Here is a 23,477-nt window from a genome sequence, read left to right on the forward strand (position 1 = left end):
AACCACAAAAAGGAGAAAAAATGAATTTTCCAATATTAAAAAAAATCCCCCTGTTTTATGGTGTGAAACCGGAGGAAATTCCGTCTATTCTGCATTGTCTCTCCGGACAGATCCGGTCGTTTTCCAAAGGGGAAATGATCTTTTGTGCCGGTGAATCTATTACCGCTGTAGGAATCGTGCTGGAAGGTTCTGTTCATATTGAAATTGACGATTTCTGGGGCAGTAAAAATATCCTGAATCACGTCGGACCCGGACAGCTTTTCGGCGAAGCCTACGCCTGTTCCCCTTCGGAACCGCTGATGGTCAATGTCGTATCCGTCACGCCCAGTCAGATTTTATTTCTGGATGTTCCGAAGATTTTGCATACCTGTGAAAAACCATGCAGTCATCACCAGCAGATGATTGAAAATCTGCTCCGCATCATGGCAACCAGTAACCTGCAGCTTTCCCGCCGGATCCTGCACACCACACCGAAAACCATCCGTGAACGGCTGCTCGCCTATCTTTCCTATCAGGAACTGCTCACCGGATCGCCTGAGATCACCATCGCCTTCAACCGCCAGCAGCTCGCTGACTATCTCAGCGTGGACCGGAGTGCGCTTTCGAAAGAAATTGGGAAAATGCAGAAGGACGGGCTGCTGGAAGTGAAAAAAAATGAATTTGTCCTAAAAAGCAGAGAATAAAGAATATGATGCCGTGTACATCTTCGCAGAGTGTTCCCGATTTACTGAAAAACAGTTTTTGTAAGACACTAAACAGGGCAAATCGCTCTTTCGAACGATTCGCCCTGTTTGTGTTTTTATTTACTTGATTTTTGTATTATTCAGCCTCTTCAGCTGTCTCCGGTTCCGGTACACTGTTGTGAACTGCGGTGCAGGATACAACAACTGCTTCCGGATCTGTTTTCAGATCGATGTTCGGATTCTTGGCGATCTCCAGATCTTTGACTTTGATCACATCACCGATCTTCATCTCACCGACATCCACCTGAACTTTATCCACCAGGTCAGCAGGCAGTGCCTTATAAGAAATCTCTTCCAGATCTTCCTGCAGAACACCTGCCTCTACTTTCTCATGGTTGAGCAGAACGATTTCCGCTACGGAATGTACTTTCTCGGTACTTACCAGTGCCTGGAAATCAATCTCATCCACGCGGTTTGCCATTGCATTGTAATCAACCTCTTTGATCAGTGCATCGTAGGTCTTGCCGTCTACTTCCAGCATAACCTGACTTCCTTTGTTGTCCGTCTTCAGCAGCTGATCTACTGCCTTTTTCGTCATCTGGATCGGAAGAGATCCTTCAATCTCTCTGCCAAACAGATTACCTGTGACATAGCCTTCTCTTCTTAATTTCTTTGCTTTGACGTCCATGCTTCTTTTTTCAGCTTTTAAAGTATTCATTTATCTTTTCCTCCAAACTGATTGCTTAGCAGCCTTCTACAAAGAGGTTTTGTTAAGTATTATATATAAATGTGCTACCGTCTGCCATCCGGCAAACCGTATGGTTAATAGTTACCCGATTCAGATATTATCCTTCAATGGCGATGTATTTGTTTTCTTCCACTGCCGGTTTTGCTTCTTTCTTCGGAACGAACAGTTTCAAAATACCATGTTTGAATTCGGCTTTGATCTCACCCGGATCTACTTCCTCTCCCACATAGAAGCTACGTGTGCAGGCACCTGCATAACGTTCTTTACGGATATATTTTCCGGTTTCTTTTTCTTTCTCGTCTTTATCAAGGCCTTTGGCTGCCTCGATGGTCATATAACCATTTTCCAGAGAAACCTTTACTTCATCTTTGGCAAATCCCGGAAGATCTATTTCAAATTCATATCCATTGTCTTTTTCTTTGATATCGGTTTTCATCACATGTCCGGCTCTTCTGCCGTACAGTTTTTTCTCTGCTTTGTGCAGTTCCTTGCCGGTATCGAACGGAAAATAATCATCAAAAAAGTCATCAAACAAATTCTCTCCAAAAATACTAGGCATCAACATAAGTCATCTCTCCTTTTTATTCATCATGTATTATTACCTTGTTTCTTTGGAACTGGGATGCTTCAGGAGCTTTCGAACTTTTTCTTCGTTCTTTTTGTTCCCTTCCTTTGTTCTAGGTGTAATATAACACTTAAATCAGCACTCGTCAAGGGGGAGTGCTGATTTTTTTGTGAAGATTTTGTGTCCTTCCGTGACATTCGTCTGGTACATCGTCTCACAGACAAATGAATGATTCAGTTATTTCGAAAACAATGTATCCGGTCTCATGGGAGCACGGACTTTGACTTGTTGCCCACGTAAATGAAAAACGAACTTCCACCCTTACTTTGTTTGCCACAACATCAAGGTAGAAGTTCGTTTTTCAATTAGTTATCAGGTCTTCGTATGCCGGTTTACATATTTCGCCTTATATTTTGAGTACACGATCGTCTGGTCTTTATACAGCCCGTAATATCCGGACACTGCATAGCTGACCGCCACAGCCAGCAGATAATACGAAACGCCCTGGAAGCCAAACAACTCAAAGGCTATCAGTATAGAAGTAACCGGGCAGTTCGTCACACCGCAGAAGACAGCGGTCATCCCGGCGGCTGCACTTAAAGACGGTGAAAATCCCATTATCTGTCCTGCCAGACAGCCAAAGGTAGCACCAATGGCAAATGAAGGAACGATCTCCCCCCCTCGAAAACCTGCACGCATCGTCAGTGCTGTCAGAAGCATTTTCCAGAAAAAGTCAAAGGTCTGCGTCTGTCCATGTTCCACTGCCTGTTCGATCAGCTGATTACCCGCACCCATATACCGGTCTGTCCCAAGGATCCAGTACAGGACTACTACCAGACAGCCCGCCGCGAAGACACGCAGATATGGATTTTTCATCCATTTATCATATCCCTTGCTCACATATTCCAGTAACAGACAAAAAAAGATACTGACTGCACCGCAGCCTACGGCGATGATGCCCATTTTAATCCCGTTTTCCATCGAAAATGCCGGGATTCCCGTGACATGAAAGTTCTCCGGATGGATTCCGAAACTTCCCGCAAAATCATAAGCAACCAGCGATGCCACCACACAGGGCAGCAAAGCCGCATAGTACATCACACCTACGCTGACCACTTCCATGGCAAATACCGCTGCCGCCATCGGCGTACCGAAAACAGCCGAAAACGCAGCACTCATCCCGCACATAACGATCACATGGCGGTCTTCCTCATCCAGATGGATCCACCGTCCCAGTTGATTTCCGATACTTCCTCCAAGCTGGATCGCCGCACCTTCCCGGCCTGCTGAGCCACCAAGCAGATGTGTCAATGCTGTAGCGATAAAAATCAGTGGTGCTGAACGAAGCGGGACCTCATCCTGCGACCGGATCGTAGAGAGTACCTGGTTCGTTCCTCTGTCCTCTTTTCCAATCTTCTGATATAAAAATACAATCAACAGACCACCAAAAGGCAATAATAAAACAACCGCCGGTCTGTCTGCCCGAAACTGTGTCACCCAGCTCAGACACCCGGCAAATAAACTGCTGGCACCGCCAACCACTCCACCGATCAGAAGTGCCAGCAGGATCCATTTGACAAAGTTGCTCATATCCTGCTGTATCCGTTTTCCATAATAATGTGACATCACTTCCAGACGGTGATGTCCCTTTTTCATAGGTTCCATATGTTTCCCCGCTTCCCTTTCCTCTTTCGTATTTCCGCCTCATTTTCCCGGAATCATACTTTCTTTCAGTATACGCCATCCCTGTATATTTTTCCAGCGCAATGAACTTTAAATATCATGGAAAATTGGTTCACTGTTACGGTTCACTGGCTCAATTATTGATATGCAGTGCAACGAAAAAACAGGGCGAAGCCGCTTCCCTCTCAGCGTTCGCCCTGTTTTCCCTTATTTCTTTTACTCCCTCACATCACTGCCTGATCCCCTTATGCGTAGATTCCCTCAGAATCTGTAATCTCGTACTCAAAAGTCTTCAGATTTGCGCGCAGTGTTGCACTCTCGCCCTGGTTTGTCCAGATGAAGGTAATGATTTCACCTTCTGTGGATACTGCAAGTTCTGCATCAAAGCCGAACGCTTTGGATACGTTTCTAAAATGCAGAAGTTTCAACTGCTCTTTTACGATATCTGTCTTCATCAGTTCTTCGATCTGTGCTGCGGACAGATTGGTACGGTTGATTTCTTTATGACCGCCGGCACCGGCACGTTTAACAGCCTCGTGGTCGTTCTTGCCAGCGAAAAGATCCAAGTACCATACCTGCGGTTTTCCAGGCATGAACATCTGCAGTGCTCTGGCCATAAGCATTTTTTTGTCATCTTCGCCCAGTGCACTGTAATAAGTTGCATTTACCTGATAATATACATTTTTCTGACCATGAAGATCTTTCACATATCCGCCTCTTGCAACAACAGTGTCGATGATCTGCTGGATTCTTTCTTCCGGGATCAGCCCCTTCAGATCCAGAAGCGGGATTCCATCGTGGCAGCCCAGCATGTTGACTACATGGATTTCTTTTTCCATCAGTTCTTTTGCCCATTTTTCCAGAGTGGAACCGTTGCCGCTTTCCAGTGCATCGATGATCATGCCCGGAAGGAAGAAATCGTAGGTCATGTAACCCTGTTTTGCAATCTGTTCATAGTTCTTCTCTCCGTAGCTTGCATGGATCTCCGGAAGAAGGGTCAGATTGTATTTGTCTGCCAGTTTTCGTACTTTTTCCAGTACTTCCCATGTTCCCGGCTCATTCAGGAAGTTTTTTTCTCCCGGCTCCTTCGGTGCATAAGCAAATGCGTCCAGACGCACGATCTTTGCTCCGTATGCAGCCAGCGTCTTCAGTGTTTCGTCATAAAACTCCCATACCAGTGGAGATTTGATATTCAGATCCATCTGTCCCAGATATTTTCTCTTACTCTCCAGAAGTTCTACCACGCTGTCTTTGCAGAAAGTATCAATGTTGAGTTCTGACGGTTTTTTACCTGCTGCAATCTCCTCATTGACTTTCTTCGCGATCAGATCTGCTTTGTAATACTGTACCTTTGCCACCTGCATAATGTCCTGTGCATCCAGTACCGGATATTTAATTTCCTGGTAGAACGTATTCCAGTAAGGCACATTTTTTCCGTCCGGGAAACGTACCATCAGGATGGGAAGACCCGGTTTACGGAAGAACATATGCTCGATCAGTTCCTGATCCGGCTGGATATATCCTTCTTCAGTCATGGTTCCCTTTCCTTCCCAGAACTTGTTCCAGTCGATAAAGAAATCACGGTATTTGGAGTCGTCGCCGTTTTTCAGGATATCCTGAAACTGCCTAGATAATACAGAAGCATGGTTCAGGATAAAATCCAGTTTCAGATTAATTCCCAGTTCTTCCAGTGCTTCCAGATCTTTTTTATCTGCCAGTTCTTCATTCAATGTGTAATCGATTACAGAGAACCCGCGATCAAGATCTGTATTAAATACGCTGGGCAGAATATAGAAGGAAGAAAATACATCCTTTAATTCCGGTTTCTGTAAAAATCCGGTGATATCACTGAGGGTTCCACCTACGCTGTCCGGATATGCATTTAACATCGGTTTTGCATCTGCTGTAACGGTCATTTTACTCATGCTTCTCTCTCCTTATATTCTTCCCTGATCCATGATCTCTTTGTATTCGTCATAGGATAACAGTTTTCCTGCTTTGGATACGATCACTTTCGCTTTATGAGCCTGGCTCTCCAGCATATCCTGTTCCAGTTCCAGTACCATGGTGGTAAATGGGCTGTCTACAGCACCGTCACGATTTCTTGCTTTTCTGTGTGCCATAGTCTCCTGCGGAGTACTGTTTAACAGAACCGGGATATCTACACCCTTGTAATTGTCACTGTTTCCGTGTGTCCACTCGATGATCAGGATCTCGGTATCAGAGAAATCCACTTCTTCATACCACAGTTCGGTATCTTCTCTTCCCATCCGTTTCAGCCAGATCTTTTCTGCCTTGTTTTTAAAGCTTTCAACGATTTCTTCCACTTCTTTGAAATCGATTTCATTCAGGGTACCAAGATATCCTCTCAGGCCTGTCTTACCATTCTCCAGATAAGATTCATACCAGTCGTAGCTCTCTTTCAGCTTCGGATCTGCATCCATTCCTGCAATCTGTCTTTCATGGATGATGTCGAATCTTTCTTTTGTAAATGTTCCGTCTTTTACCATACCGCGGATCGCGCTCTCACGAAATACATGAAGACGTTCTGCATCGTTGTACTTTGGAATTCTGTGCGGATAGTTATCTCCGGACAGTGTATAGGCTTTCATGCCAATCTGATTAAAATAGAAAGAAAGCAGAGAAGCGGTCTCTGATTTTCCTACTCCGGATCCACCGCATACAGTCAGTACGATCTTGCGGTCTGCGTCTTCTTTTTTCAGTTCTCTGATCTGTCCTAAAAGTTCTCTGAAGATCAGGTTTGCTTTGTTGATGTGATCTTCACCAATCTCGATCTTGTCTCCTGGCATGTCGCCCTGTGGGATCTTCTCCGGGATCACCGGTGCAGTCCATGCAGAAGGATTTTCCACATATTTGTTCATGTTTGCCTCCTCTTGTCCGGCTGCCTTCCGACAGCCGCTGAATCATTGCGTTTTCGTAACTGTTCCATACCTTCACAGGTACGGACCAAAATGCATGTAAGCTCATCTTCGATGATATCATTTTGGCTTATTTGTCAGATAAAGGAATTATATCACGACATTGTGAAAAACATATCGCAATATAATCGGTGTTATTATATGCCAGATACCCGTTTTCCGTCAATATTTCTTCAAAATATTTCTCCGTGTAATTTTTGTGTAATATTTGCTTAATATCTTTATGGTAAAATATTTCATATTTTTTTAGAGGAGGAAATCTATGAAAAAGTTTTATACGTGGTATCAAAAACATATCACAGGTGCAATCTTTATCGGCCTGATTCTCGGTATTCTGACCGGACTTTTTCTGGCTGGACGATTTGAACCTGTACTGACCGTCACCAGTCTTCTGGGAAGCATCTATATGAATGCACTGAATATGATGATCTTCCCTCTGGTCTTCTGTTCCATCATCATGGGTATCACCAGTATCGGTAATGCCCGTACCACCGGAAAGATTACCGGTTATTCCATGATCTTTTTTCTGTGTACCACCGGACTTGCCAGTCTGGCAGGACTGATCATCCCACGTCTGATCCGCCTTGGAAAAGGAGTTAACTTCGAGATGGCAACTTCCGATATCCAGGCTACCGAGATGACCAGCATCCTGGATACCGTAAAAAACCTGATCCCGTCCAATCCGGTAGCTGCTTTTGCCAACGGAAATATGCTTCAGGTTCTGGTATTTGCCGTTATCATCGGTTTTACCCTGTTGGCGATCAAAGAAAAAGGGGAACCTCTGTTACATCTGATTGATTCCTGTAACGAGGTATGTCTGAAAATCATCAGCACCGTGATGTATTTTACCCCGATCGGTGTCTTCTGTACCATCGTACCGGTTGTAGAAGCCAACGGAACCAAGACGATCCTGTCTCTGGCTACCCAGCTGATCATTCTGTATGTGACTTTCTACGGATTTGCACTGTTCATCTATGGAGGATCCGTAAAACTTCTTGGTAAGACAAGCCCGGTCAAATTCTTCAAGGCCATCATGCCTGCTGCTCTGAATGCCTTCGGAACCTGTTCCAGTTCCGCAACCATCCCGATCAGCAAACAGTGTGTGGAAGAAGAACTCGGTGTCTCCAACAAGATCACCAGTATCACCATTCCTCTGGGAGCAACCGTCAACATGGATGCGGTATCCATCCTGATGTCCTTTATGATCATGTTCTTCGCTAATGCCTGCGGTATTAACGTAAGCATCAGCATGATGATCATCATCCTGTTAGCCAACGTTCTCCTTTCTGTGGGAACTCCGGGTATCCCCGGCGGAGCCATTGCTTCTTTCGCAGCTCTTGCTACCATGGCAGGGCTTCCGGCCGGCGTTATGGGTGTCTACATCAGTATCAACACCCTGTGTGACATGGGTGCAACCTGTGTCAATGTCATCGGTGACCTGGCTGCCTGTGTGGTTCTGAAGGAGAAAATCAAGTTAGACGAATAAAACAATTAATTACATAAGTGCAGAAAACGGGATACACCCGGACATCGAAAATGATTCCAGGTGCATCCCGTTTTATTTTCTCATTTTTTTCAGCAGATTTTCTCCAGCCCTCTTACAATCTTTCCGATCCGCTCCATATCTACCGAAGAATAATTCATTACATACGTGTTTTCAATTCCTGCCTTCTTTTCATAGTAGAACTTGGAAAGTGGTGACAGCTTGATGCCCTGGGCTTTTGCCAGCTCTATTACATTCTCCTCAGCTTTCTCCGTTTTCAGTTTCATCAAGAAATGCACACCGGCCTCTTCCCCGGATATTTCCACGCATTTGTGCAGACCACTATCCCAGATCGCAGATAAGAATCCATTTTTCTTATTTTGATAGTAATTGCGCAGCCTGTTAATATGTTTTTCGAAATATCCTTCTTTGATAAACAGATCCAGGGTATATTGTTCAAAGTTTGATACCGTACAGGAATAAAATGATAATTTCTGATAAAACTGTTCCAGAAGCGGACGCGGCAGGATCATATAACTGATACGTACAGTAGAAGCCAGCGTCTTTGTAAAGGTATTCATATAAATAACTTTTTCGGAAATATCGATACTTTGCAGTGTGGGGATCGGTTTCCCGCCCAGACGCAGTTCACTGTCGTAATCGTCCTCGATGATGTACCTGCCTTCTCCTTTTGAAGCCCAGCCAAGAAGTTCATAACGGCGGCTGATCGGCATCACAATTCCGGTCGGATAATGATGGGATGGAGAAATATGTACGATATCTACCTTTTTTTCTTCTAACTGAGAAACTTCCACGCCTTCATCATCCATATCGATGTATGTCCAGTTTACCTGATAGTTCCGATAGATTTTCCCGATCTTCTGATATCCCGGATTTTCCACCGCATAGACTGCCTCGTGTCCCAGAAGCTGGATCAGCAGACCGTACAGGTACTCGGTTCCGGCTCCTATGATGATCTGCTCCGGCTGTACCGTCATACCCCTGAAATCCTTCAGATAGCCCGCGATGGACTGTCTGAGTGACATAATTCCTCCACAGGGCGGGTTAGTCATCAACTGAATCCGGCTGTCGCTTAACACCTCCCTGACCATCTTCGCCCAGATGGTAAATGGAAACTGATCGGCCTCGGTCTGATTGCTGGTAAAATCAGCCAGATAGCTGTTTTCTCCACTGGTCATGGGAATAATCTCCTGCACTTCTTCTCTCTGTTTTGTCTCCAACACCCCTTTAAAGTCCGTTACATAGAATCCTCTTTTGGGCATGGAATAAATATAGCCCTCCGCGATCAGCTGCTCATAGGCATTTTCTACAGTGATCACGCTGATACCCAGATTTTTTGCAAAACTCCGCTTGGAGGGAAGTTTTTCTCCTGCCTGCAAAGTCCCCTGTAAAATATCGTTTTTGATGCATTTGTACAGATATTCATACATGGAATCTGACCCTATATTTGTGAAATTATACGTCAGCATTATTCTTCTTTTCTCCTGTCTGGCCTTACTGAATATATTTATTTTGATAATTTTTTCATATCCACTTTAGCATTATAATCTATCCATACATTTTTTTCAAGAGATTAACCTACTACTTAAGGAGGAATATTATTATTATGGAAAACAGATACGAACTGAACAAGGAACTGGCACAGATGTTAAAGGGCGGTGTCATCATGGATGTCACCACACCGGAGCAGGCAAAGATCGCGGAAGCAGCAGGTGCCTGTGCTGTCATGGCACTGGAACGGATACCTGCAGATATCCGTGCAGCCGGCGGTGTTTCCCGTATGAGTGATCCGAAGATGATTCAGGGGATCCAGAATGCTGTTACTATCCCGGTTATGGCCAAATGCCGAATCGGTCATTTTGTGGAGGCTCAGGTTCTCGAAGCGATCGAGATTGACTATATCGATGAGAGTGAAGTGCTCTCTCCTGCAGATGATGTGTACCATATCAATAAGAAAAACTTTAAAGTACCTTTTGTATGTGGAGCAAAGGATCTGGGCGAGGCGCTTCGCCGGATCAACGAGGGTGCTTCCATGATCCGTACCAAAGGAGAACCTGGTACCGGTGATATCGTGCAGGCGGTACGTCATATGCGTAAAATGAACGGTGCGATCGCACAGATCAAAGGCATGCGTGAGGATGAGCTTTTTGAGATTGCAAAGCAGTTACAGGTTCCTTTTGATCTGGTTGCTTATGTACATGAAAATGGAAAGCTTCCGGTGGTTAATTTTGCAGCCGGAGGTGTGGCTACTCCTGCAGATGCAGCTTTGATGATGCAGCTGGGTGCCGAGGGTGTCTTCGTAGGATCCGGTATCTTCAAATCAGGCAATCCGGAGAAGAGAGCAAATGCGATTGTGAAAGCGGTTACGAATTATACAGATGCGAAGATAATCGCCAGATTATCTGAGGATCTCGGGGAAGCGATGGTCGGTATCAACGAATCTGAGATTCAGCTTCTGATGGCAGAAAGGGGAAAGTAAGATGAAAATTGCAGTTCTTGCCGTACAGGGAGCTTTTATCGAGCACGAGCGGAAACTGGAAGTACTTGGGGCTTCCTGTGTGGAGCTTCGCAAGGCAGAGGATCTGAACCAGTCTTATGACGGGCTGGTTCTTCCCGGCGGCGAAAGTACGGTACAGGGGAAGCTTTTACGGGAGCTTGGGATGTTTGATACGATCCGGAAGCAGATTAAGAAGGGACTTCCGGTTTTGGCTACCTGTGCGGGGATGATTCTTCTGGCGGATTCGCTGGAGGGGGATGCGATGGTACATCTTCAGACGGTTCCGATGACGGTGAAGAGGAATGCTTATGGACGGCAGTTGGGGAGTTTTCACACGGAAGCAGAGTTTAAAGGAATTGGGGAGATTCCTATGACGTTTATCCGCGCGCCTTATGTGGCGGATGTTTCGGATGGCGTTGAGGTACTGGCTGTAGTACAGGATCGGATTGTGGCGATTCGGTATGGGAAGCAGATGGCGCTGGCGTTTCATCCGGAGCTGGATGAGGATCATCGGGTGCATGAAGAGTTTTTACGGATGTGTGGAGAAAAATAAGTTCGGTTGGGTTCATGACGGACGAAGCGGGAGGGCGGACAGCGCCGGGCAGACAGCTGCTGGTAACGCAAATCTGAGCTAGTCACCAACTCCGACTATGTTCACGAGGGTCGGCGGACCCTCGCGAAAGTCTGCGTAGGTGCCGGATCTCATCTTTGCTAAAAGCACCAGCAAAAGGCTGTCTGCCCGGCGCTGTCCGCCCTCCCGCTTCTGGCTTTCGTTGAGACTGGTTTTGTTCGATGGGAGATTTCCCTCTGGTAGATTGTTTTTAATTTTGGAAGTTACTATTCAATAAGTGACATATGACTTGTAACTTTGAAAGTACTGAACAGTTCCCTTTGAAACTGTTTACTCTTTAAGTTGTTTTTTATCATAACTGCTTAGTAAAAAAGACAGCCTGTTTTCGCATTAGTTTTTGCTTAAACAGACTGTCCGCAGCGCGGCAAAACGGTTTTCTCCATTTGGATCAATTTTCACCATCTCGGATGAATATCCGGGCAGTGGCGGTGGGTTATGGCGGCGCGCATTTCTACATAGCAGCCGCAGATGCGGCACATACCGGAGAGCAGGTGGTCGCAGGTTTTGCACTGGGACAGGCGGGTTTCGTATTCCTGATCCGGGGTTTTGTCGTCGGGGTTCAGGTTGGCGATGTATTCGTACATGGTTTTGTATGTGTCTGCTTCGCTCATTTCACGAAGCAGACATTTTTTGCAGATTCTTGTGAATGTGTCCATTGTTTTTTCTCTGTTTTTTATATCGTGTCATTTTACCGGAAAAGGGCAGCCTGTATAACAGGCCACCCTTTTGGTATCGCAGGGATTGCTCCGCGATTTTCACGCGGACTTTATTTCAGTGCAATGTGCAGTACACTGCAGGCCGGAATGGTGAATTTGATTCCGGCGTGTACTTTTTCTACGCCTTCGAAGGACTGTACCACTACGTTTTCCGGATCATCGAAAGTATTTTTTGCATGCATTTCCTGGGTTACGATCTGAGCTTCGATGGATTCCACTTTTTTACCAAGGATGGTAGTTTCGATCGGGTAAGCATGTTCCAGATCCAGATTGGTCATGGTGATATGCATCACACCGTCCGTATCTACGGATACAGACTCAGACAGATTTGGTACCATATTTTCTTCTTCCAGTCCGACGGTTTCTGTCTCCAGGGTGCTGTCCAGGAGGTCTGCGTCCTGATGGTATTTGTACATATCAAATACATGATAGGTCGGGGTCTTGATCATTTTGCTGCCTTCGGTCAGGATTACGGCCTGCAAGACGTTTATCATCTGGGCGATGTTTGCCATTTTTACGCGGTCGCTGTGTTTATTAAAGATATTCAGGTTGATACCTGCTACCAGGGCATCGCGCATCGTGTTCTGCTGATACAGGAAGCCCGGGTTGGTTCCCGGTTCTACTTCGTACCAGGTTCCCCATTCATCGACGATCATTCCGACTTCTTTTTTCGGATCGTATTTATCCATGATCGCTCCGTGACGGGTGATCAGTTCGTCCATGTACCAGGTCTTTTTCATGGTCTGGTACCATTTTTTTTCGTCAAATTCAGTAGCACTTCCTTTGTTTAACCATCCGCCCGGATGCGTATAGTAGTGCAGAGACAGCCCGTCCATAAATCCGTGCTGACCCGGTTCGTTTCGACGGAAGGTGGTTTTCATGACTTCCTCTGTCCACTCGTAATCGTCCACATTTGCTCCGCAGGCGATCTTTTTGATCGGTTTGTTTCCGGCATAGTTCCGCACATATGTCTGGTATCTGCGGTACATATTTCCATAGAAATCCGGGTTCATGTTACCGCCACAGCCCCAGTTTTCATTTCCCACACCAAAGTAATCTACCGTCCACGCTTCTTTGTGACCGTTTTTCGTTCTCAGGTCTGCCATCGGGGATACGCCCTCGAAGGTCATGTATTCTACCCACTCAGACATTTCCTGTACGGTTCCGCTTCCCATGTTGCCGTTGATATAAGTCTCACAGCCCAGCTGACGGCACAGCTCGAAGAATTCGTGCGTTCCGAAGCTGTTGTCTTCTACCACGCCGCCCCAGTGGGTGTTGACGATTTTCTTTCTTCCTTCTTTCGGTCCGATGCCGTCTTTCCAGTGATATTCGTCAGCGAAACATCCACCCGGCCAGCGAAGTACCGGGATACGGATCTGTTTTAAGGCTTCCACCACATCGGTACGCATCCCGTTGACGTTCGGAATTTCAGAATTTTCTCCCACATACAGTCCCTCATAAATACACCTTCCCAGATGCTCGGAAAAATGCCCCTGCAGTTCTTTATTGATATGGGAAAGTTTTCGTTCTGCATTGATTACAAATTTTGCCATGTTGTTCCTCCATATTTTTATGTATAAAGTATATTTTCAAATATCCGTTTACAAATACTCTGTTTCTTCCACCTTCTGGTACACAAATACCGGGAATCCTTTTTCGTCATACATCACTTTCATGATTCTCGCATGGCGGTTCGGGTCGTACAGTGGATCTCCGATGATCTCGTCATACGGGCGGGCATGATAGACACAAAGATCCGTCACACCATCTTCTGCCTTTACAAAGCAGTTGTGCCCCGGTCCGTAAATCCCCTTTTCTTCGTCGGTTTTCAGTACCGAATGCCGCAGTTTCGTCCATGCATGCGGATTCAGCAGATCTGCATTTTCATCGATATACATCATTCCCATGCAGTAGCATGCTCCCGTCGCGCTTGCGGAAAAAGTCAGAAAAATCTTTCCGTCATGTTTTAAGATCGCCGGTCCTTCATTTACCCAGAAATCCACCCGCTCCCAGTCATAATCCGGTGTTGTCAACAATACCTGATCCGTGCAGAGTTTGTTGGCTGCGGCCATTTTTCCGATATACAGATTGGAAATCTGGCGACCGACACCCGTTTTTTCCGCCCAGATATAATACCATTCTCCCCGGTGTTCAAACACCGTCGCGTCCAGAGAAAAGGCATGGAACGAAAATTCATCGCTGTCTGCCGCCTGCATCATGCCAAGTTCTTCCCATTCATCTTTCATCGGATTCTGCCCCTTGCAATGCAGGACATACGGACGGATGTTCCAGATGTCATCTTTATCCCCGGCTGCATAGTAGATATACCATCCGCCAAACAGATAGTGAATCTCCGGTGCCCAGATATGGATGCTCTGCGGTCCGCTTTCATGTCTCACCCAGAGGGTTTTCTCCTCCGCATGTACCAGACCACCCAGATCGTTCGCAGCACGCAGAATAATCCGGTCATAAGCCGGTACGGATGCGGTAAAATAGCAGGTTCCGTCCGTGTGGCGGTACACAAACGGATCCGCCCGCTGCGCGATCCATTCATCGTTGTATGGCGTGTGGATATAATTGTCTTTATTCATTTTTATCCTCTTTTTCTGTTAAAATAGTTTTCTTTTTACTGATTATAAGAAATAATAGACTTGTTGATAATATGGCAACAAGTCCAAATTTGCCATATGCTTTTTGTATACTCTGCCAAAACTTAAAAATCCTCAGTTCCGACAGGTGCTTCTTACACCAACCGGAAACTGAGGATCTTAAGATTTGAACCGCTTCTACGACTTACGCGTTTCTGCTGCTCAGATATTCGTTAATATTTGCCAGAACAACGTCTGCATCCAGACCATGCACCATGCATGCTTCTTCCAGAGATTCTCCGATAGAAGACGGGCATCCTACGCAGTGCATACCAGCCTGCATCAGGATCACAGCGATTCCGCCATCCAGTTCCAGCATCTCGCCCATAGTGGTTTCTTTCGTAACCTTCATGATTGGGTCCTCCTTCATACTGTTTTCGCGACTGTTTCCAATCACACTTACTGATACATTTTATCATACTTCTCTCAGAACTTCCAGTTTTCTCGGTAGATTTTTCTCACAGTTTTCCACAGGCTCCAGTGGATTCATCCGTGATATCCACGGAACTCCGTCCCCGGTGGAGGAAAACTTTGTGGAAAGTCTCCTATTACATTCGCCGGTAGCAGGTAATTTACAACAGATACCCGGACAATTGGCTCTGATGCACCGGATTTGTCAGAAAAATAACACTTACGAAACACCAAAGACTACGTTATAATAATCAACGCTGTAAAAAACCAAGTAAGATTTGAAAGAGAAAAAGGAGTAACAAATATGCCGCAGAATAAAAGAGAAAGTTTAATTTACACCGTCCTGATGTGTTTTTGCATGGTGCTCTGGATGAGTATGTATAATGTCACCCTGCATATGGGAGGTTTTTCCCTGGAAGTGTTAAAAGAGGGATGGCTGGGCTTCCCGATCGCCTATGTATTTGCCATATGCTGTGACTGGTTCCTGGTATCCGGTCTGTCGAAAAAGTTTGCATTTACCTATCTGGTAAAACCGGAAGACAGTGTACTGAAAAAAGTCATCTGTGTATCCTGTTCCATGGTAGTACCGATGGTACTCATCATGTCCATGTACGGTGCTGTGGAAGGATGTGTGCGCTCCGGTGCATGGTCCCAGCTGCTGATGATCTGGCTGACCAACATTCCCAAGAACTTTATCATGGCTCTTCCTTTCCAGCTGATCATAGCCGGGCCGCTGGTTCGTTTCATCTTCCGTTCTGCATTCCCGGAAGGCAAGGTACTGGCGTAACACAGCACAAAATCCGGGAAAGTGGTGTTAAGAGATACCACTTTCCCGGATTTTTTATTTACGCGAGCAATGCGCCAAAGTCCATGCTTGTATTAGACCTTGGCGACTGCCGCGATAACTCGAGAAACTTGCAAAGCGTGTTTCTCATAGTTTTTTCTGCTCTCTCGTCTACTCTGTAATTTTCCCGTAGCACTTCGGTCTCCTGTCGCGGAACAGTCCCCATTCCAGACGTTTTGCTGCCAGTTCATCCAGATCAAATGTCTCTGTCAGTATTTCTTCCTGATCCCTGGAAGCTGTCTGTAAGAGTTCTCCCGTTTCATCCGTGATAAAAGAGGAACCGTAAAAAATCAGTGATGATTCCTGCCCGCCATTTTCCGCACAGGGTTTTACTTCCTCTTTGCCGATCCGGTTGGCCGCGATCACCGGCATCAGATTCATCGCTGCATGTCCCTGCATACAACGACGCCAGTGCGGCATACTGTCACATTCAAGAATCGGTTCGGAACCGATCGCCGTAGGATAAAAGAGCAGTTCTGCTCCTTCTAAAGCCATACACCGTGCAGTCTCCGGGAACCACTGATCCCAGCAGATTCCCACACCGATCTTTCCATATCTGGTGTCAAATACCCGGAAACCGGTGTCTCCCGGTGTAAAATAAAATTTCTCCTGATAATAATGATCATCGGGAATATGTGTTTTCCGATATACCCCGAGTAGTTCTCCATCCGCATCGATACAGGCTACCGAATTATAGAGATTATTGACCTCTTTTTCATAAAAACTGATCGGTAAAACCACTTTCAGTTCCTTCGCCAGCTTCTGTCCCCAGCACACCGCTTCATTTTCTTCCACAGGCTTCGCATAGCTGTAAAAATCATATCTCCTCTGCTGGCAGAAATATTCTCTCTCGAAAAGTTCCGAGAGCAAAATGATCTGTGCACCGGCGGCGGCTGCCTGACGTACCATTTTTTCTGCTTTTTTAAGGTTTTCCTGCGGATGATTGGTACACTGCATCTGCACTGCTGCCACCGTCACCTGTCTTTTTCCCATGTTCTCTTTCCTCCTGTCACCCCGGTACTTTTGTCCTTTTCATGGGACTTTTACCAGCTCTTCTCACCGCTTCTGTTCGTTTCGTCTTTTCCCTGCCGGAATCTGCTGCGTAATACAGTGGATATTTCCTCCCCCTGTCAGGATATCTCTGGCATATACCGGGATAATCTCACGATCCGGACAAAGTTTTCCCAGAATCTGTGCTGCTCTCCGGTCGCTTTCTTCATTTTCCCCGCCAAATGCCGGCAGTATCACAGCACCGTTGGAAAAATAGAAGTTTACATAAGAAGCTGCCAGACGTTCTCCCTCTTCCCGGACATCCTCGCCTTCTTCAAATACATATCCTTCCAGTTCCTCTCTGGTCACGCAGACCGGGTGATCCGGGATCGGAAGTTTATGCACAGTGATTTTTCTTCCCTTTGCATCTGTCTCTCCTTCCAGGTATTCCAGGCACACCTCAGATAACGGATACTGAGGATCTTCCCTGTTGTCTGTCCAGGCAAGAATCACCTCACCCGGTTTTAAGAATGCACAGACATTGTCCACATGCTCGTTGGTCTCATCCATATAGATTCCCCGGGGCAGCCACAGCACTTTTTCGGCCCCCAGATAGGCTTTCAGTTTTTCTGTAATCTCCTCTTTGGTAAGATCCGGATTTCTGCCCTTACTGAGCAGACAGGATTCGGTCACCATCACGGTTCCCTCTCCATCGCTGTGGACAGAACCGCCTTCCAGCACAAACGGCCTTGCGTCATACCAGGTGTATCCCTCTTTCTCGCAAAAGAAAGGAGCAAAACGATTGTCTTTTTCCCATGAAGCGTACAGTCCGTCTTCGGTTCCGCCCCAGGCGTTAAACTCCCAGTTGATTCCCCTTACTTCCTGTCCATCCGTCACAAAGGTTGGTCCCACATCTCTGGCCCAGGCATCGTCGGTCTCTGCCGCAAAAACCCTTATCGGATACAATGCTTCATCTGTCTGCAGACGCTGTGCCAGCTTTTCCGCCTCTGAAAATGTCTTCCCACTTGCCGCAAGATAAACTTCTTCACTTTTTGCAATTGCCCGGATTACGTCTGCAAATGCTTTTTTTGCCTCCCGTGCACCATTTCGCCAGGATCCCGGCCGTTCCGGCCAAATCAGAATACAGCCCCGGTGCGGCTCATATTCTCCTGGCATACGGTACCCGTCCTGCACCGGCAGAATCTTTCTTATTTCTACATGATTTATTGTCTTTTTTCCGCTGTCCATGTCTTCCTGTCTCCTGTTTTTCTCCTGGTGTTTCTGCAAATATCAAGTACTCTCTGAAGAATCTAATGATCTCTCAGGATATTCTGTGATGTTATGACAGTCTCTCTTTAAAATCCTCATACCCGAATGTCTTTATCATCTCCACCGTTCCATCTTCCTTCAACAAAGCGATTCCCGGAAGCGGCATACCGTTAAAGGTATTATTTTTCACCATAGAATAAATCGCCATATCTTCAAAGACCAGACGATCTCCGATCGCTACCGGATGTTCAAAACTGTAATCCCCAATCACATCCCCGGCAAGACAGGTCATGCTGGATAACCGGTACGTATATGTTTTTTCTCCCGGTTCGTACCCACCCCGCAGAGGCGGACGATAGGGCATTTCCAGTACATCCGGCATATGACAGGCCGCGGACGCATCCAAAATCAGGATCTCCATTCCATTTTTCACGATATCCTGCACTTCTGTCACCAGATATCCGGCATTTAAAGCTATAGCCTCTCCGGGTTCCAGATATACTTCTACCTGATAGGTTGCCCGAATATAGGCAATCAACTGTTTTAACTGTTTCAGCTGATAACCCGGTCTTGTGATATGGTGGCCTCCTCCCAGATTCAGCCATTTCATCTTTTTCAGATACTTACCAAACTTTTCTTCAAAAGCCCGAAACGTAATCACCAGATCATCGGCATCCTGCTCACAGAGCGTATGAAAATGAAGCCCTTCCACACCTTCCAGCAGATCTTCCCGAAACTCTGCCTTCGTCACACCAAGCCGTGATCCCGGTCCGCATGGATCATAAATCTCATGACCTTCCTGAGTGGAACATTCCGGATTCACCCGGATTCCCACGCTGACCGGTTTTCCATCTTCCCGGATCTGTGCGCTTTGTTTACATAACTCTTTATATTTTTCATACTGTCGGAAGGAATTGAACACGATATGATCACAGATTTTCACCAGTTCTTTCATATCGGCTTCCTTATACGCCGGTGCAAACACATGATTTTCTTTTCCCATCTCTTCCCTGCCAAGGCGGGCTTCATAAAGCCCGCTGGCCGTGGTTCCGCTGATAAAGGTTCCAATCATCGGGTACAGAGAAAACATGGAAAACGCCTTCTGTGCCAGCAACACATGACAGCCCGTGTCCTTCTCCAGTTTCTGAAGAATCCTGAGATTTTCTTTTAACTTTTTCTCATCTGCCACGTAACAGGGAGTTGGCAGATCTTTCCACATCATTCTACGATCTGTGGATCTTCATCCACAACCCACGGCAGGCCATACTGATTCAGCATATCCATAAACGGATCCGGATCAAATTCTTCGATATTGAAGACACCGTCTTTATCCCATACTTTATCCACAACCAGCGCCGCACCGATCATTGCAGGAACACCTGTCGTATAAGAGATTGCCTGGGAACCAACTTCTTTGTAGCATTCCTGGTGATCACACACATTATAAATATAAATCGTCTTTTCTTTTCCGTCTTTCTTTCCGGTGAAGATACAGCCGATATTAGTCTTTCCCACAGTACGCGGACCAAGAGATGCCGGATCCGGGAGCAGTGCTTTCAAAAACTGAATCGGAACGATTTCTCTTCCTTCATAATTGATGGGAGAAGTGGAAAGCATTCCTACATTTTCCAGACATTTCATATGTGTCAGGTAACTCTGTCCGAATGTCATAAAGAAACGGATTCTTTTTACACCAGGTACATTCTTCGCCAGAGATTCGATCTCCTCATGGTGAAGCAGATACATATCTTTTTCTCCTACCTGCGGGAAATTATATTCTCTCTTGATCTCCATCGGTTCTGTCTCTACCCAGTGACCGTTCTCCCAGTAGGAACCATTGGCAGATACTTCACGAAGGTTGATCTCCGGATTGAAGTTAGTTGCAAATGGATATCCGTGGTCTCCGCCATTGCAGTCCAGGATATCAATGGTGTCGATCTGGTCAAAATAATGTTTCATTGCATATGCGGTAAATACGCTGGTTACACCCGGATCAAATCCGCTTCCCAAGAGAGCTGTAATCCCCGCTTCTTTGAATCTTTCACGATACGCCCACTGCCAGGAATAATCAAAATATGCAGTAAATCCAGCCTCTTTGCATCGTTTTTCATAGATGGCTCTCCACTCCGGATCATCGGTATCTTCCGGTTCGTAATTCGCGGTATCGATATAATCCACCTTACACTCCAGGCAAGCCTCCATGATCGTCAGATCCTGATACGGCAGCGCCACATTCAGAACCGCATCCGGCTGATACGACCGGATCAGGGCAACCAGTTCTTCTACTTTATCCGCATTCACCTGTGCCGTTGTGATCTTCGTATCTGTGGTTGCTTCCAGTTTTTTCTTTAAAGTATCACATTTTTCTTTCGTTCTGCTGGCAATGCAGATCTCTGAAAATGTTTTGCTGTTCTGACAGCACTTATGAATCGCTACTCCTGCTACGCCTCCGCATCCGATAATCAGTAATCTTCCCATTCTTTTTTCCTCCTGTTTTCTATTATGTACTCTTAGGGTCTTTCTGACCCAGTTACTTTTCCTGATTGTTCCGTACCTTCACAGTTGCTACTTTTCTTCTTCTTCCAGCATATCTTCCACATACTTCGGAAGCATAAAAGCTCCCTTATGAAGATTGGTGGTATAATACCAGGTCTTAATTTTCCGTTCTTTCCATCGTTTTACATTCAGATCATCCAGGGGATGATATTTTTTGGAAGCAAATCCAAACAGCCAGTATCCGGAAGAGCAGGTTGGTATATGTGCCTGATACACTCTGCTGACGGGAAAGCTGTGACTGGCCTTCCTGTGCATGACCCGGCAGGATTCTTCGTCCTCATCATAAAACGGACTGCCATGCTGATAAACCATGATCCCGTCTTCCTTTAGCGCCCGGTAACAGTTTCCGTAGAATTCTTTGGTAAATAATCCTGCATTATGCCCCAGTGGATCGATTGCGTCATTGATGATCAGATCGTACATATTTTGTTTGCTTCGCAGAAATCGCAATCCGTCTTCATAATAGACCGTTACCCGTGGATCTGACAGTCCGCAGGCATTATCCGGAAAGTATTCTTTACAGACCTCCACAAACACCCGATCCGGTTCCACCACATCAATGGTCTCAATCTCTTTGTAATGTCCCAGTTCTCTTGCCACACCGCCGTCACCGCCACCGATCACCAGCACATGTTTCACATTCGGATGAACAGCCATCGGAATATGTACGACCATTTCATCGTAGATAAATTCATCCTTCTCTGAAAATACAATGCTTCCGTCTGCACTTAAAAAACGGCCAAATTCATCCGAATCAAATACATCGATCCGCTGAAATTCCGTCTGCAGCCCGAACAGCTGCTTTTGTACCTTTACAGAAACTTTTACTTTTTCTGTATGGTAATCCGAAAACCATAATTCCATTCTTTTCTCCCCCCTTATCTTCTTACCGCACCGGTCGGAGCTTCCATCACATACAGATATTCCACCGCCGGATCCTGCGTTCCCTGCATGGAACAGCCCTTTTCTTTCGCATATATAATGTAGTCAATAATTTCTTTTGTGATCATCTCTCCCGGGGCCAGAATCGGAATCCCCGGTGGATAACACATGGCAAATTCACCACAGATCATCCCTTCTGTCTCCCGGATCGGCACTGCCTTTTTCTCCGCATAAAATGCCGTCTGCGGAGATACCATAACGGTCGGGTTAATATATTCGGTATTCGGCATCTGCTCCGGATCTCTGGCGTACAGCCTCTGGATATCCGAAAGAGCCCCTACCAGGCGTTCAATATCCTGAATCCGGTCACCAATGGAAATATACGCCAGAATATTGGCAATATCTCCCAGTTCAATCTGGATATCATATTCATCCCGCAAAAGATCATACACTTCGATACCCGCAAGACCGATATCTCTGGTATAGACAGACAGTTTAGTCACATCAAAATCGTATACACTGCTCCCATTGATCATGTCTTTTCCATACGCATAGAATCCACCGATGGCATTGATCTCTTCCCTTGCATACTCAGCCATCCGGCTCACTTTTGCAAAGGATTCTTTTCCCCGGAGAGCCAGATTTCTTCTGGAAATATCCAGACTGGACATCAGAAGGTAAGATGCACTGGTGGTCTGGGTCAGATTGATAATCTGACTCACATATTCCCAGTTCACATTTTTTCCCGTCAGCAACAGGGAACTCTGGGTCAGGCTTCCCCCGGACTTATGCATGGAAACCGATGCCATATCCGCTCCTGCGTCCATGGCACAGACCGGAAGGTTCTCACCAAAATACAGATGGGTTCCATGGGCTTCATCCACCAGAACCAGCATATTGTGTGCATGAGCAATCTTTACAATGGATCGAAGATCCGAACAGATTCCATAATAAGTAGGATTGTTCACCAGCACCGCTACCGCATCCGGATTCGCAACAATCGCTTTTTCCACTTCGGACACTTCCATTCCCAGGGAAATTCCGAGACGGTTATCCACCTCCGGGTTTACATAAACCGGTATCGCTCCACACAATACCAGGGCATTGATCACACTCTTGTGTACATTTCTTGGAAGGATGATCTTATCCCCCGCCTTGCAGCAGGAAAGTACCATTCCCTGTACCGAAGAGGTAGTTCCTCCTACCATGAAAAAAGCATGATCCGCACGGAATGCTTCCGCCGCCAGCTCCTCTGCCTCTTTGATCACCGATACCGGATGGCAGAGATTGTCCAGCGGTTTCATGGAATTCACATCCAGACTGACACATTTTTCACCCAGAAGTTCCACCAGCTCCGGATTACCCCGCCCTCTCTTATGCCCGGGCACATCGAAGGGAACGACCCTTCGTTTCTTCAGTTTTTCCAGCGCCTCATAGACCGGCGCATGCATCTGTTTTTTCTTATCCATATCTTCTCCCTGTTGTCTTTTTCCTGTCCACAGATCAAATATTGTTTATATGTGACTGTGAAAGTACTGACCCGTTATATTTATATAACGAGATAAAATACGCTTCGCAAATTTTACTCGTTATCGCGACAATCGCCAAGATCGCATGCAGGCATGGACTTTGCCTCGTTGTTCGCGTAAATCAAAATTGATCCACCGGACCAATTATTGATAGGTAATGCAACAAAAAAAGACAGGTGAAATCACCTGTCCGCATTGTCATTCTATAGTTCTACTTTGTATTTTCTCTACATCCGCAAAAACTATGTTCTCAGAGTTTGTCGTTGGCATCTTTGCCAGCAAATATTTGCTATTCCGTAACTGTATCCGCCCACAGCTACAAGCTAACTACTCTTTATTGACCATTTCACAAGTGATACCTCAACCGGATTTCTTCGCTTTC

21 protein-coding genes are annotated in these 23,477 nt (G+C 46.0%); 5 read left to right on the forward strand and 16 right to left on the reverse strand.

Going from position 1 to position 23,477, the window contains the following annotated elements; translation table 11 throughout:
- Positions 1–20: 20 nt before the first annotated feature.
- Positions 21–683: a Crp/Fnr family transcriptional regulator gene (locus tag FYJ57_RS09845; protein ID WP_154432499.1), complete on the forward strand. Its 663-nt coding sequence runs from the start codon at positions 21–23 to the stop codon at positions 681–683.
- Positions 684–819: 136 nt separating this feature from the next.
- On the opposite strand, the gene FYJ57_RS09850 is transcribed toward FYJ57_RS09845, so the two are convergent.
- From FYJ57_RS09850 to FYJ57_RS09870, 5 genes are all read right to left on the reverse strand, one after another.
- Positions 820–1,401 (reverse strand): 50S ribosomal protein L25, encoded by a 582-nt coding sequence (locus FYJ57_RS09850; RefSeq protein ID WP_154432500.1) that lies wholly within the window; start codon positions 1,399–1,401, stop codon positions 820–822.
- A gap of 127 nt (positions 1,402–1,528) precedes the next feature.
- The gene (locus FYJ57_RS09855) at positions 1,529–1,996 is read right to left on the reverse strand and encodes an Hsp20/alpha crystallin family protein (RefSeq protein WP_154432501.1); all 468 of its coding nucleotides are present in this window, start codon (positions 1,994–1,996) and stop codon (positions 1,529–1,531) included.
- A 372-nt stretch (positions 1,997–2,368) separates the two neighbouring features.
- Positions 2,369–3,661, reverse strand: a complete 1,293-nt coding sequence (locus tag FYJ57_RS09860) for a chloride channel protein (protein ID WP_331466650.1) — start codon at positions 3,659–3,661, stop codon at positions 2,369–2,371.
- Positions 3,662–3,924: 263 nt separating this feature from the next.
- Positions 3,925–5,604: an alpha-amylase family glycosyl hydrolase gene (locus tag FYJ57_RS09865; RefSeq protein WP_154432502.1), complete on the reverse strand. Its 1,680-nt coding sequence runs from the start codon at positions 5,602–5,604 to the stop codon at positions 3,925–3,927.
- Between the two features lie 12 nt (positions 5,605–5,616).
- Positions 5,617–6,561 (reverse strand): hypothetical protein, encoded by a 945-nt coding sequence (locus FYJ57_RS09870; protein ID WP_022172737.1) that lies wholly within the window; start codon positions 6,559–6,561, stop codon positions 5,617–5,619.
- A 319-nt stretch (positions 6,562–6,880) separates the two neighbouring features.
- On the opposite strand from FYJ57_RS09870, the gene FYJ57_RS09875 reads away from it, so the two are divergent.
- Positions 6,881–8,104: a dicarboxylate/amino acid:cation symporter gene (locus FYJ57_RS09875; protein ID WP_154432503.1), complete on the forward strand. Its 1,224-nt coding sequence runs from the start codon at positions 6,881–6,883 to the stop codon at positions 8,102–8,104.
- A gap of 89 nt (positions 8,105–8,193) precedes the next feature.
- Here FYJ57_RS09875 and pdxR read toward each other — a convergent pair whose 3' ends face one another.
- Entirely contained in the window at positions 8,194–9,591 is a 1,398-nt protein-coding gene (pdxR, locus tag FYJ57_RS09880) for a MocR-like pyridoxine biosynthesis transcription factor PdxR (protein ID WP_154432504.1), read from the reverse strand.
- Positions 9,592–9,728: 137 nt separating this feature from the next.
- Between pdxR and pdxS the strand changes: the two genes are divergently transcribed.
- Entirely contained in the window at positions 9,729–10,601 is an 873-nt protein-coding gene (pdxS, locus tag FYJ57_RS09885; protein ID WP_154432505.1) for a pyridoxal 5'-phosphate synthase lyase subunit PdxS, read from the forward strand.
- A 1-nt stretch (position 10,602) separates the two neighbouring features.
- The gene (gene pdxT, locus FYJ57_RS09890; protein WP_154432506.1) at positions 10,603–11,172 is read left to right on the forward strand and encodes a pyridoxal 5'-phosphate synthase glutaminase subunit PdxT; all 570 of its coding nucleotides are present in this window, start codon (positions 10,603–10,605) and stop codon (positions 11,170–11,172) included.
- Between the two features lie 473 nt (positions 11,173–11,645).
- On the opposite strand, the gene FYJ57_RS09895 is transcribed toward pdxT, so the two are convergent.
- From FYJ57_RS09895 to FYJ57_RS09910, 4 genes are all read right to left on the reverse strand, one after another.
- A complete protein-coding gene (locus FYJ57_RS09895; RefSeq protein ID WP_022172742.1) occupies positions 11,646–11,906 on the reverse strand; it encodes a DUF6171 family protein in 261 nt (86 codons plus the stop codon).
- A gap of 110 nt (positions 11,907–12,016) precedes the next feature.
- Positions 12,017–13,519: an alpha-N-arabinofuranosidase gene (locus tag FYJ57_RS09900; RefSeq protein ID WP_154432507.1), complete on the reverse strand. Its 1,503-nt coding sequence runs from the start codon at positions 13,517–13,519 to the stop codon at positions 12,017–12,019.
- 48 nt (positions 13,520–13,567) lie between these two features.
- Complete coding sequence (locus FYJ57_RS09905) at positions 13,568–14,557, reverse strand: family 43 glycosylhydrolase (protein ID WP_154432508.1); 990 nt, start codon at positions 14,555–14,557, stop codon at positions 13,568–13,570.
- A gap of 202 nt (positions 14,558–14,759) precedes the next feature.
- Positions 14,760–14,966, reverse strand: coding sequence for a DUF1858 domain-containing protein (locus tag FYJ57_RS09910; protein WP_022172745.1), 207 nt, complete (start codon positions 14,964–14,966; stop codon positions 14,760–14,762).
- A 363-nt stretch (positions 14,967–15,329) separates the two neighbouring features.
- On the opposite strand from FYJ57_RS09910, the gene FYJ57_RS09915 reads away from it, so the two are divergent.
- Entirely contained in the window at positions 15,330–15,812 is a 483-nt protein-coding gene (locus tag FYJ57_RS09915) for a DUF2798 domain-containing protein (RefSeq protein ID WP_154432509.1), read from the forward strand.
- 168 nt (positions 15,813–15,980) lie between these two features.
- Here FYJ57_RS09915 and aguB read toward each other — a convergent pair whose 3' ends face one another.
- The 6 genes from aguB to FYJ57_RS09945 form a co-directional block, all read right to left on the reverse strand.
- Positions 15,981–16,862: an N-carbamoylputrescine amidase gene (gene aguB, locus FYJ57_RS09920; RefSeq protein ID WP_154432510.1), complete on the reverse strand. Its 882-nt coding sequence runs from the start codon at positions 16,860–16,862 to the stop codon at positions 15,981–15,983.
- Positions 16,863–16,925: 63 nt separating this feature from the next.
- The gene (gene aguA, locus FYJ57_RS09925) at positions 16,926–18,107 is read right to left on the reverse strand and encodes an agmatine deiminase (protein ID WP_154432511.1); all 1,182 of its coding nucleotides are present in this window, start codon (positions 18,105–18,107) and stop codon (positions 16,926–16,928) included.
- 91 nt (positions 18,108–18,198) lie between these two features.
- Positions 18,199–19,350 carry a carboxynorspermidine decarboxylase gene (gene nspC, locus FYJ57_RS09930; RefSeq protein WP_022172749.1) on the reverse strand — a complete coding sequence of 384 codons (1,152 nt, stop codon included), beginning with the start codon at positions 19,348–19,350 and terminating at the stop codon, positions 18,199–18,201.
- Positions 19,347–20,606, reverse strand: a complete 1,260-nt coding sequence (locus tag FYJ57_RS09935) for a saccharopine dehydrogenase family protein (protein ID WP_118576663.1) — start codon at positions 20,604–20,606, stop codon at positions 19,347–19,349. Before FYJ57_RS09935 ends, nspC begins: the two co-directional genes overlap by 4 nt.
- An 87-nt stretch (positions 20,607–20,693) precedes the next feature.
- Positions 20,694–21,548, reverse strand: coding sequence for a polyamine aminopropyltransferase (speE, locus tag FYJ57_RS09940; protein ID WP_022172751.1), 855 nt, complete (start codon positions 21,546–21,548; stop codon positions 20,694–20,696).
- Positions 21,549–21,562: 14 nt separating this feature from the next.
- On the reverse strand, positions 21,563–23,035 hold the full coding sequence (locus FYJ57_RS09945; protein WP_022172752.1) for an aminotransferase class I/II-fold pyridoxal phosphate-dependent enzyme: 1,473 nt from the start codon (positions 23,033–23,035) through the stop codon (positions 21,563–21,565).
- Positions 23,036–23,477: the final 442 nt, after the last annotated feature.

It is taken from the genome of Oliverpabstia intestinalis (assembly GCF_009696065.1).
GTDB lineage: Bacteria > Bacillota > Clostridia > Lachnospirales > Lachnospiraceae > Oliverpabstia > Oliverpabstia intestinalis.